Below are 10808 nucleotides of genomic sequence, written 5' to 3'. Positions count from 1 at the left end.
ACGCGAGACCGATCCCAATTTGCCCGTGGTCTACATATCGGGCGCAGCGGCCCACGACTGGCCGGCACAAGGCGTTCCCAACAGCATAATTCTTCAGAAGCCGTTTGCCCTCGCGCAGCTTACAACGGCGGTCTCTCAGCTCCTTAACGAGCGCTCGGCGGCCGATTTAGGCAAGGCTTGAGGCGAGAGATGACGCAGGCATCAATACTCCTCGTGGAAGATGAGGCGCTTATTCGAATGATGCTTGTCGAGATGGTCGAGGAACTCGGACACAGGGTCATCGCTGAAGTGGGGAATATAGATGATGCGCGATCCGTTGCCGAGATCGGGGAATACGATCTCGCGATCCTCGACATCAATTTGCATGGTATGAACGTGGGGCCCGTTGCCGAAGCAGTAAGAGGCCGAGGGCTGCCGTTCTTCTTCTTGAGCGGATACGGCAGCAGCGGCGTGCCGCACGGATTTGAAGGAACGCCCGTTTTAGTCAAACCGTGCACGCTGGATAAGCTCAAGCAGACAATCGATGCTGTTTTGCCGAACGGAGAAACTTAAAAGCGCAAGACAACCGTTGCGGTTGCCCTTTGCGAAGCAAGGCCGCCTCAGTTGGCGGGCTACCCCGCCGAGCACCTTTCTATTTGCGAGTCAGCAGATCCTCCCCGGGCGGCGTCCCGCTTTCATGCTGCGATCACCAGCCGCGCTCGATCTCATATCTGAGCCCGGCGCCAATCCGCTTCAATTCATCTTCTCACGGAGCTTTCGGATGAACTCGCGAAGGTCATTCGCATAATCCTCAACGATCCGGCGCGCCTCCTCCAAGCGAGTTGGCTTGGGCTCGGGTTCGGTTGGCTTGGGCTCGGTTTCGGAAGGCTTGTTCATGGCAGAGGCCTTGAACCTAGATCGCCGGCAATCCTTGATCTAAGTCAACGGACCTTCGTGCTAGCTCTCGCAATATCCGCGATCATGATGTGGGTCTGCGTATTCATCATCGTCGCCAGTACGGCTCGTCGCTTTTGGTATCAGGGTTGTGCCGGTCTTGTCGTTTAACATGATCTCTCGCTGATCGCCGTCGAGGAACGTAAGGACGCCCGCTTTACGCAAGCTAGATAGCACGCGAGAAACCGTCTCCAACGTCAGGCCGAGATAGTCCGCAATGTCGCGACGAGTCATCGGGAGCGACACATTGTCTGCTCCGGTGCGGCAATCCATCTCAAGTAAGAGGGCGGCAACCCACACAAAGCTGCGGCCCTTTCTTGTCCGCGAGCGCACGTGCTTTCGCCGGCGACGGCCATGTGGCCTAATTCCAAAGTTAACAATTGGGAGGCGAAACCAAGCCTCGCTGATAGTAGTTACCCTATATCACAGAACGATCAGTGGCTTTTATCTGTGATGAGAACGCCCGGTTAGCGCTCCCGCCTTCCTCTCAGGAAAGGAGCGCACCATGCCCAGGCGGCGGCGTTTCAAACAGATTTTGACTCTCAAAGAACGTCTAGAGCAAGAGGCCACCCGCCTTCTCGCGCAAACGGCTGCTTTGCCACCCTGCCCAGAGCGCGAACGGCTTCTGCGCAAGGCCGGCCAGCTTGAGTCGGCATCGCGCATCGAGGAGTGGCTCTCGTCTCCCCGACTAGCCCCTCCGGAATGACGCGAAAGCCGCCTCACATCGTCGTCGAGGTCAGGAACCCTTCATCGTTCTCAGGACGGGGGAGCATTATTGTTCTGGAGCTAGCCGATGAGGATGCGGCCCGGAAGGTGGCTCAGCAAATCGCGCGCGAGACGGGACGTTCCGTCACCGTCCGCGGTGAGGATATGGCGGTGATTGATGTTATTCCCGCCGTCAAATCACACTAGCAAAACGGGGAACCGGAAAACGGAGACGTCGTTTTAAGCGGACGCCTCATTTCTATTTTGATTTCTCCCGCGACGATGGCCCTCCGGAGGCTGATAGCGTGGGCGAGGAACTACCGACTGTCCAGGTCGCCAAAAAAGAGGCAATGCGCGCCCTCGGTGATTTAGCAAGAGACTTCAGCCGTCGTGCATCAGAGGCGGCGCGTCGCGCCAGCAGACAGCTCCGAGCCGGCTTCTGCGGAGAAATTATCCGGGATGGCGCAAAGCCTTGGCGCTCAGTGCCGCCGCGCTCTGGGGGGGCCCCGGCGTTTGCGCGCCAGCTTCGCCTTCTCGCGCTCGGCTATCTTGATCAAGCGTTCTGCCTCCGCGCGAAGCACCTCGGCGCGCCTAACAAGCTGCGCAGCAGCCGCGCGCAGCTCCTTGATGCGAAGTTCGCGGAACTCCTGAGGCGTCGGCGCGCCCTTACCCGACAGAGCGCCAGAAACCAGCCGCCCGCGCGTTATTTGGGCCTTGAGGGCCTTAGTCTTAGGCGAGGGGCTCTGGCGCATGGGCGGGGCGCTCCTAGCGGGTTCGGTGGGCTGCGCCACCGTCGCGATGGTCCAGTCGGCTTCGCCTTGGGTCCCGATATCGACCGTGAGGCGCGGACCCTTCCGACTCTACAGATGCTCAAACGATGTCGGCGGCAACCTCCTGGGTCTCGCGCCAGGCGCAACCGGCGCGCTCCCAAGCCTTCAAGCACCAGATAGATATCGCGGTTGAGGCGGTCGGCCGGCACGATCGAGGGCGAGGAACGCAGGGGGCGCGTCCGTATTTAACCAGTGTCATAAGACTGATTTTAAGGGGGCCTAACATGGTAGAAGGCAAGCCAGCGGGGAAGGCGCTCCTGTGACCCGCACGGCCAACAGAAGGCAGAGCCAGTGATCAACATTGCTGAGTGCCAAGAACATGCTGATCTCTACAAGAGACTTTCTGGCGCGAGCGGTATTTCCAAGGATCGCGTTGCCGTCCTGAAAAATATTGCCCGGACTTATGTTGGCTTGGCTGGCCAGCTGGATAGACTAGCCTCCCTTGCGAGGAACGAGCAGAGGTAGGGGGTGCCGGCCTGCTTGCGGCATCAGTCGCCTAGTTGAGTGGCCCGTTTTACGAAAGAAACAATTTGAGGTTGGCGTCGTTCTGGTCTGATGAGACGGTATTACTTTGACATCAGAGAGGGTGACGAGATTTTCTCGGATGAGGAAGGTCTGGAACTCTCAACCGTAGAGAAGGTGCAAGAAGAGGCGGCGCGCTCGCTGGCCGATATGGCCCGAGATGCCGTTCGGACCCCGGGGGACGGCAGCCACCAGATGTCGATTGAAGTCCGGGACGACGGCGGTCCCGTGCTCCAGCTCAAATTCACGTTCGAAGTCGAACGGCGCGGGCATTGAGGCCGCCTCGCTAGAACGTTCCGGTCTTTGCACCGCGGAACCGAATTAACTCGACGTCGTCTCATAAAGGGATTTTAGTGGTTCCACTCATCGGAACTGCCGGTTGAGCTCCAAACGCAGGAGAAGCCGTAGCATGATCAGGGAACCCCACTTCCATACGTATTCGATCCCGGCGCGCGTCTGTTTTGCCATTGCGATGTTTGGTGGCGCACTACTGGTCGCCATAGCGATTACGAGCATCTACTTCATGAATTAACCCGCTTGAAACGGTGGTGCATGACGTTGGGGCCCATGCCTAGAGAGACTGCCATAACGCTCTGGTCCCTCGCCGCCGCCTGCGTGGTGGCATTCAGTGTGGCCGCGCTTGTATCTCCGCATTAGCAAGTAAGGCCGTCTCAGTTGGCGGCCCTATGTGGCCATAGCTTCTTATTTGCGAGACAGCAGATCCTCCCCGGGCGGCATCAGCTTCACGTAGGTGCCGCTTTCATGCTTCGATAACCAACCTCGCTCGATCGCGTGTTTGAGCCCAGCGCCGAACTCGCTGCCGCTGCCCTTCAGCTCGATCATGAACGGCGCGTTGATCCTCTCGATATAGATGCGGCCGTCCTGGACAGCCTCGGCGCTCGCTGCGAGCTCGATGAGCTTGCGAGCGGCCGCTTCAGGATCCGCATAGGGTCGTTCTTCGGTGTGCTTCATCGGTATGTCCCATTGGTGGCCTGCGCGGCATAGATGTGCTGGCGGTGGGGATAGCTCTCCGCCGGCTTCCAGCTGTCGAATGTGGTGCCGCAGACGCAGCGCATCAGCGTGCTCCGGATCTCGCTGTCGAGCTTCTCGCCTCGCGCACGCTTGGCCGCAAGCTCGGCGCGCCAGTCGCGATCGTCGCGCCATTCAGCAAAAGCGGCATTGGGGATGTTCGGCTGTAGATCCGACCATGCGGCCTCGAAAGGCTCGCGCGCGGCTTCGAAGGTGGCGGCTGTTCCGTTGCGGTGCTGCCCGGGGTGGAGGCCGGGATAAAACCCGCATGACCAGCCCCACTGACCGGCGGTTATAGGCACACCGGCGCGCGCGCCGATGGCGCCGACGCGAACATCGGTGAAGTAGATATGCCAGGTCTCCTGGTGCGGGTTGTCACTGCGGCGACGGGTGAGGGCTGGCTCGGTCATGCGACGAATTATGCCGCCGGGCCGGAGTCGAATCCTCAATATCTTGTGGTGCTTAGTGGGCCTTCCGCACCGTATCCCGTGGGCCACTCGCGGAGGTCGATGAAACTTTTCGCTCGCGAGCCCTTGACGGATTCGGAAACTGCTGCGCATAACGCTGCCCCATTGAATCCCGCCGAGCAAATGCTTCGGCGCTCCGAGGACCGAAACGATGTTGAGCTTGCGCTCACATACCGTCGCGAAGGCCGCTGCCGCACTGCTGTTTATTCGGCCGTCTGATTGGTCGCGCATGTCCGTGACGAAGCAAGATCCCAGCTATCTGACGCCCAAAAATCTCGGGACATTCATAGCAAGAGCGTAAGGCGGCCGGGAATCCTTCCCCTCCGCCAAATCAGGCGGAGACGGGCAGTGACCCACCAGACCAATCCAGGACTCGAGAAGCGCGACGACCGGACGTTCTCGTCCCCGGTCGCGCTCGCCTTCGTGCGCACCGTCGTGGCCCGCCGGCGTATCAGCGGAGGCCCAACGGAACAAGCAGGCCATTGTTAGAAGCCCGAAAGAGAATTTACTTCACTTTGCTGCGGCAGTCTCGGTCGAACCGCCTCCTGAGCTTCATGATGATCCTAAACACGAGGTTCCTATCATTGAGCCTCGGGCGGATGCCCTACTAGATGACCTCAGTCAGAGAATGACGGATAGCGATCCAACGAAAGGCTTTGCTTTAGCGACGGCAAACATGCAGGCGTATCAGGCGAAGCTTCTTGAGATAGCCGAGGCCAACGCGCAATTTGCTTTTGAACTCGGCCTGAGACTTGCGACGATCAGGTCACCAACTGAATTTTTCGGCGTCTTTACGGAGTTTACAAGCAGACGGGTCGATATGTTCGCGCAGCATTCGAAAGAACTGGCGGCATATCCGTTCTGGCGCATCAAGCCGCCCCGAGAGCTCACGGCTCTGCCGGGACGATAACTGCAAGCCGTACCCGCTGCGGCAAAGGATGGGCGCAAATGCGGATCACGCACGCGCCGATCACGGTTGCTTGCTTTCGGCTGGGGAGCGTGACTCCGGCGCGAGTTGCGGCGTGCACTTGACGTGGTGTCGGCAACGCCTCAGGTTTTCGATCTGCTCGATCACTTGATCTGCAACAGGGAGCGCGTCGCCAGCAAGGACGACCTCGATCGGAAGCGGTTAGCTGTGCGCCCGACCGACGCGATTGACCCAAAACGGCCGTTGACCCAAGACCATCCCATCCTGTCTACTCAACTGAATGGTGGCAGCGTGTAAGACATTGCTGACGCAAGTTTACGAAGTCGCGACACCTGCGGAAGCCGAGGCGATATCGGCAATCGGCGTGGATATTTCGGCTATCGCGGCGATCACGCTGCTTATCGCTCCGCCGTTCGCGGCGCTGACGGACGCGATGCTTCGTCGGTTCGCAACAAGCGACCAGCGTGCCGCCGACAATTTCGACGGGACGAACGCCTCTGTGCTGGTCATCGGATTTGGCCGTTTCGGGCAGATCGTGGCGCAATACCTGCTGGCCGAGGATGTCGACGTCACGATCATTGATCTCGATCCCGAGATGATCCGCGTCGCCGGCAGCTTCGGCTTCAAGGTCTACTACGGTGACGGCACCCGGCTGGACGTGCTGCGCGCGGCAGGCCTTGGTCGAGCCCGGCTGATCGCGATCTGCACTAGCGGTGAAGGGGCAACAAACCGCATCGTCGAGCTGACGCGTACCGAATTTCCCGGCACCAAGATCTTCGCCCGTTCGTACGACAGGGGCCACACGCTGCAATTGCTCGCGCATGAAGTGGACTATGAGCTGCGCGAGACCTTCGAATCCGCGATGAGCTTTGGCCGCGAGACTCTGGTGGCAATCGGTATCCGCGTCGACCGTGCGGCCATCGTGGAGGATTTCCTCCGCACGCGCGATCGTGACCGGCTTACCGTGCAGCAGGCCGAGGGCATCTACGGTGGACTCGATCTGCTGCGCACGCGACCGACGCCAACTCCACTGAGCGTGGTGCAACACGACGCGCAGGCGCTGAACATGGAGGCCGCGGAGCTGATCGGGCGCGTAGGCGAGGAGACGACGGGGTGATTAGAGTCTCGCGTCCACGATATGAAGCCGCCTCTCGTCCCGTAGCCGCCACGTCCGCTGATGGCCCTTTTGAAACCTGCCGACTGCCTCTAAGGATGTCTGCTATCAGGGGATGAGCGATACAACTGTCGATGTATCTGACTAAGCACTGGGCGCAGCTTACTCTGCGAACCACAGGTGTTTGCAAAGTGATCAAGCACATTACCCCAAGCATACATCCGGAGATGCGTTAGGCGGTGACCGAGACAGTCACGCCCATGCTCAAGAAGCTACCGCTTGGGCCAAAGAAGCTTCCTGATACCGGCATGCACTGGCTGATATCGCGGGCAACTGCGACGGGGATCAGATTTCGACCACCGACGCTGCGATTCGTCGGGTCGAAGGTGACCCAGCCCGCGCCTGGTAGGAACACCTCGGCCCAAGCATGGGTCGAGCCAGCATCGCCCGAACCTAGGAGCTGATGGCTCGGGTCGTGGAGGTAGCCGGAGACGAGCCGCGCGCCGAAGCCGAGCTTTCGTGCGGATTCGGCGAACAAGACTGCAAAGTCGCGGCACGATCCCCACCCGCGGTCGAGTGACTCCTGGGGAGATTGCGTGCCCTCGATTTCACGGCCTTGGTACCGAACGTGCTGGGCGACTCCGGCGTTTAGGTCTTTGAGCAGCGAAAGCGTATCGGTTGGGTTGCTACGTATGAACCCTCTCGTCCAGTTTTGCAGTCGCCCGCCCGGATCAGGGTATTGGGCAATAGTTAATGCGCCGAGGTCGGTCCATTCTTCGTCGGAGTAGCGGAATGGGTATGAAAGGGCCGAGGCAGCGATATCGAATACCGGCCAATCAACTGCATCGAGAAGAATATCGGCTTCACTGCCAATAACGAGCGTCGGGGCTGTGTCTGCAAAGTTGATCAGGGCGACAGTGTTGCCGAACACATCCTGGGCCCACTTGGTCACAGCGTTCGGAGTGACCGTCAAGATGTGTGACATCAGCCGCAATTCACGGCTCTCGCGAGGGCGTAGCATTAGGCGGTGTGGAGAGAGATGTACTGCCTCTCTAAAACGATAGGTGGTCGTATGGCGGATTCGTATCGCGGTCATCTCGGCCTCCGTTTTCAGGCCCATGGATTCTACAGCGGCCTCGCGACCTGAGATCCCGTATCTTGCAGCAGAAAACGATGGCCGCGAGCGTGGCGCCTACCACGTTCGCGGCCACGATCATCCAACCGCCCCGGATGAAGCCGTAGATGATCCAGAGCCCAAGACCGAGAGTCAGCGTCCCGAGCATGAAGAGCGAAAGATCGTCCGTCGAAGCGTCACGCTTTTCTTTGGATGGCATCGGCGATGCGTCTTCTGCATCTTGGTCCGGCGGAGCGCCGCGATCGCTCAGGAATGCTACCGCCAACAGGCCCAAGGCCACAGCAATGTTCCAACCGCCCGGACGTCTTTCTTCGTAAGAGCTTGGCATAAGATGTGCCTAGAATATCGAGATGAGATTTTGCGCGTTATCCTCTTGCGGCTGGAAAGCCGCCGCCAAGCAGGCGGCGTTTTACTTCTCAGCTTGGCGGGTTGAGGGAATCTTCGGAGCGCTCTAATCGCTCGGCATCCGCGTCCAAGTCCTCGGCCAAAGCCTTCAGAGTCTGGCAGTCTTGATTGCTGCTGACAGATTGAGAAAGCCGTTCCGCTCTACGCGCCTGTTCTCTGAGGTATTCGGTTTGCTTGCTCATAAGGGGCAAGAAACTTGGAATAGGGGCGTTCCAAAACAACTATTCCTAGCGATTGACTGGATGCCCCCTATTTGTTCTTATTGAGCTCCGTAACTCATTGAAAAACAAGATGCCCACACTCTTATACATCCGCTCGGAAATCGAGCGCATGCGCGCGCAGATAGGCCGGCAGCGCAAGGAAATCCTCCAGCTCCAGCGGGCCGGGGTAGGGACCGCCTCGGCGGATGCTCTGCTAAGCCGGATGCAGGCCAAGGTCGATGGCCTTTGTTTGCAGCGGGACGACATGAAGAAAGCGCAGCCGCAGGAAACCCGTACGCGCGTTCTAGGAGGGCGGAAGTGGTAGTTGAACGACCAAAGTATTTCTCCGACATGCAGGATGCTCCGGAATTCCTGAAGTCACTCGACCAGACGCGGAGGCTGTCGACCCGTGAAGGTTGGTGCAGGGCGCACATCGAGGCCATCCAGGTTGCGATTGACCAGTATGCGGAAGACGCTTTCGGCAACCGGGAGCTCTTCCTCAACAAGCCGCACAGCATCGGCCCGAGCCGAAGCAGGAGCGACATTCCTTAGCGCCGTTCTCTTTTTTCACATCCCGTTCGCGCGCTGTTCGAGAACCGTTCTCAAAAATACAACCTGCAAAGGCGCTCGCGGTTGTGGGAGGCGCTGGGATGTATTCACGGATGGAACGCGTCTCCGGCCTCGAAGTTGGAGACTCGTTGAGTAAGGTAGGTAGACTGGCCGCCGCTGGCCCCAACACCGCCGGCGGTTTTTTTGTGAGTAGCGTAAGTGACACGGCGTACGAGACGCGCGATGCCGGGCTTCATCAAGCCCCAGCTTGCCACCCTCAAGATGAAAGCCCCTGCGGGCGAGGACTGGATTCACGAGGTCAAGTACGACGGCTACCGCATCCAGCTTCACCTCGACGGTGACACCCACAAGGCCTTCACCCGCAACGGCCACGATTGGATTAAGCGCTTCTCCGTCATTGCCGGTGCCTTCGACCTTCCATACCAGGCCATCATCGACGGGGAGGTCGTGGTCATCCATGAAGGCCGTACCAACTTCTCCGAGCTACAGGCTGAACTTGCAGGCCGGCGGCAGGATCGTTTGCTGTACTACGCCTTCGACTTGCTATGGCTCGACGGCAAAGATTTAAGGAAAACGTCTCAGCTTGCCCGCAAGGAGTTGTTGAAGGAGCTGTTTGATACCCATGGCGTCGAAGCGCCCGCGCTCTACAGCGACCACCTGATTGGCGACGGCCAGGAGATGTTCGAGCACGCGGCTCTGCTCAACTACGAGGGCATCATCTCGAAGCGCGTCGAAGCGCCGTACCGCTCCGACCGCAACGAAGGCTGGCTGAAAGTCAAAGCCGTCCAGCACGGCAAATTTCCTGTCGTCGGCTTCGTCAAAGACCCCTCAGGTGTCGCTGCCTTGTACCTCGGAAAGAAGGAGGGCAAAGAGCTGGTCTACATGGGCAAGGTCGGGACGAGGTGGTCTCGTACCGTCTCCAGCGAGATCCGCAAGAAGCTCGACACCGTCGTGAGACCCAAGGCTAAGCTGACCAAACCGATCAGGAAGCCCAAGGCTACATGGGTCGAGCCGACGTTTTACGCCGATATCGAATTTCGAGACATCACCTCAGAAGGTCTATTGAGGGCGAGCTCGTTTAAGGGGTTGTCTCGGAAATAGGAGTGGCGAAAGCGCTACCCGCCAATTTGTTCGGTTGCTCGATCTTCAGCGGGTCACCGATCGGACGTGGGGCGGTCAATGGTGATCCCCCAGTCAGCTCGACGTCGCCAAGCAGACCGCGCGGCACTGTCGGCATGGTTCGAGCAGCGGAAGCGGTACCTCCGTTTCTGGGGGAAGACGAGATGGGGATCAGGGCCAGGACATCTGTTGGGATGCCAACTCAAAGGCCCGCTGGTTCACTGGCGGGCCTACCACCAATAAGCAACCCCTGCCGGTTTACGACAGGGGCTGCCGCGGATGGATGGCCTGAGGCTAGCGCCGGGGCGTCTAGGTGTCACGCCAAGGACCCGCTGAAAGTCAACGCCGCTCGGCGCCTCGTAGCTAGCAGATTTGTTAAGCAGCGCGCACAAATAAGCGGCTTCTTAGGTCGCGTCGGGTTCGATCACGTGTACCAGGGCGGAATACACGTTTTGGTTTTAACAATTGTTCTGCAGTACGCATTGCGACCACCAGTCACGCTAGCGGTTCGCCAGCTTGACCGATCGAAAAGCGATCGCGCAAGCCGTGGTCCCCCGACACACGGGCTTTCTAACTCAACGATGCTGCGATATTTTAAAAGCCATGCCGCGTAGCACAAACCGTAACCTGCCGCGATCTGCGGACCTATTGACCGCCAAGGACGAGCTTCTTGCTGGTCGACGGATTGTCATTGGTGCTTCGCTGGACCGCGTCTTAGCGGTAAGAAAGGCATCGTTCTTGGTCAGGGAGCGACGGCCACTCAGGTCAAGGTGCTCTTAGACGGTGCCAAGGGCTACGTGATTCTCCATGCGCGATACGTTGATCTATTCGAGGATCGATCCGCTACCGAG

The 10808-nt window shown here is 59.2% G+C and carries 10 protein-coding genes and 2 pseudogenes; 8 read left to right on the top strand and 4 right to left on the bottom strand.

Features of this window, described 5'->3' with window-relative positions:
• A pseudogene (locus tag CT676_RS44950) lies at window positions 1-181 on the top strand (response regulator); the annotation flags it as partial.
• 8 nt (window positions 182-189) lie between these two features.
• Window positions 190-552, top strand: coding sequence for a response regulator (locus CT676_RS41860; RefSeq protein WP_085398162.1), 363 nt, complete (start codon window positions 190-192; stop codon window positions 550-552).
• Window positions 553-936: 384 nt separating this feature from the next.
• Here the strand turns inward: CT676_RS41860 and CT676_RS41855 are convergent.
• Window positions 937-1227 (bottom strand): annotated as a pseudogene (locus CT676_RS41855) (helix-turn-helix domain-containing protein); the annotation flags it as partial.
• A 1796-nt stretch (window positions 1228-3023) separates the two neighbouring features.
• Between CT676_RS41855 and CT676_RS41835 the strand changes: the two are divergent.
• The gene (locus tag CT676_RS41835) at window positions 3024-3266 is read left to right on the top strand and encodes a hypothetical protein (RefSeq protein WP_063982903.1); all 243 of its coding nucleotides are present in this window, start codon (window positions 3024-3026) and stop codon (window positions 3264-3266) included.
• A gap of 426 nt (window positions 3267-3692) precedes the next feature.
• Here CT676_RS41835 and CT676_RS41830 read toward each other — a convergent pair whose 3' ends face one another.
• A complete protein-coding gene (locus tag CT676_RS41830) occupies window positions 3693-3962 on the bottom strand; it encodes a hypothetical protein (RefSeq protein ID WP_085398362.1) in 270 nt (89 codons plus the stop codon).
• A complete protein-coding gene (locus CT676_RS41825) occupies window positions 3959-4429 on the bottom strand; it encodes a hypothetical protein (protein ID WP_085398363.1) in 471 nt (156 codons plus the stop codon). The genes CT676_RS41830 and CT676_RS41825 overlap by 4 nt, the downstream gene beginning before the upstream one ends.
• A gap of 685 nt (window positions 4430-5114) precedes the next feature.
• Here CT676_RS41825 and CT676_RS45810 point away from each other — a divergent pair.
• Entirely contained in the window at window positions 5115-5396 is a 282-nt protein-coding gene (locus CT676_RS45810) for a phasin family protein (protein ID WP_244623505.1), read from the top strand.
• 319 nt (window positions 5397-5715) lie between these two features.
• Window positions 5716-6531: an NAD-binding protein gene (locus CT676_RS41810; RefSeq protein ID WP_161495721.1), complete on the top strand. Its 816-nt coding sequence runs from the start codon at window positions 5716-5718 to the stop codon at window positions 6529-6531.
• 229 nt (window positions 6532-6760) lie between these two features.
• Here CT676_RS41810 and CT676_RS41805 read toward each other — a convergent pair whose 3' ends face one another.
• The gene (locus CT676_RS41805; RefSeq protein WP_085398370.1) at window positions 6761-7624 is read right to left on the bottom strand and encodes a transglutaminase family protein; all 864 of its coding nucleotides are present in this window, start codon (window positions 7622-7624) and stop codon (window positions 6761-6763) included.
• A 723-nt stretch (window positions 7625-8347) separates the two neighbouring features.
• On the opposite strand from CT676_RS41805, the gene CT676_RS41795 reads away from it, so the two are divergent.
• The 3 genes from CT676_RS41795 (at window position 8348) to ligD (ending at window position 9939) form a co-directional block, all read left to right on the top strand.
• On the top strand, window positions 8348-8593 hold the full coding sequence (locus tag CT676_RS41795; protein ID WP_343287587.1) for a hypothetical protein: 246 nt from the start codon (window positions 8348-8350) through the stop codon (window positions 8591-8593).
• Entirely contained in the window at window positions 8587-8820 is a 234-nt protein-coding gene (locus tag CT676_RS41790; protein WP_094183800.1) for a hypothetical protein, read from the top strand. The genes CT676_RS41795 and CT676_RS41790 overlap by 7 nt, the downstream gene beginning before the upstream one ends.
• Window positions 8821-9060: 240 nt before the next feature.
• Window positions 9061-9939, top strand: coding sequence for a non-homologous end-joining DNA ligase (ligD, locus tag CT676_RS41785; protein WP_085398369.1), 879 nt, complete (start codon window positions 9061-9063; stop codon window positions 9937-9939).
• Window positions 9940-10808 lie beyond the last annotated feature (869 nt).

This window comes from Bradyrhizobium sp. MOS001 (genome assembly GCF_004634465.1).
In the GTDB taxonomy this organism is placed as follows: Bacteria; Pseudomonadota; Alphaproteobacteria; order Rhizobiales; family Xanthobacteraceae; genus Bradyrhizobium; species Bradyrhizobium barranii.
The sequence above is the reverse complement of the archived record's forward strand: the minus strand, read 5'-3'. Positions and strand labels throughout refer to the sequence as shown.

Coding starts and splice junctions, on each gene's coding strand:
- CT676_RS41860 (WP_085398162.1), top strand. CDS start 190: ATGACGCAGGCATCAATACTCCTCGTGGAAGATGAGGCGCTTATTCGA.
- CT676_RS41835 (WP_063982903.1), top strand. CDS start 3,024: ATGAGACGGTATTACTTTGACATCAGAGAGGGTGACGAGATTTTCTCG.
- CT676_RS41830 (WP_085398362.1), bottom strand. CDS start 3,962: ATGAAGCACACCGAAGAACGACCCTATGCGGATCCTGAAGCGGCCGCT.
- CT676_RS41825 (WP_085398363.1), bottom strand. CDS start 4,429: ATGACCGAGCCAGCCCTCACCCGTCGCCGCAGTGACAACCCGCACCAG.
- CT676_RS45810 (WP_244623505.1), top strand. CDS start 5,115: ATGACGGATAGCGATCCAACGAAAGGCTTTGCTTTAGCGACGGCAAAC.
- CT676_RS41805 (WP_085398370.1), bottom strand. CDS start 7,624: ATGACCGCGATACGAATCCGCCATACGACCACCTATCGTTTTAGAGAG.
- ligD (WP_085398369.1), top strand. CDS start 9,061: ATGCCGGGCTTCATCAAGCCCCAGCTTGCCACCCTCAAGATGAAAGCC.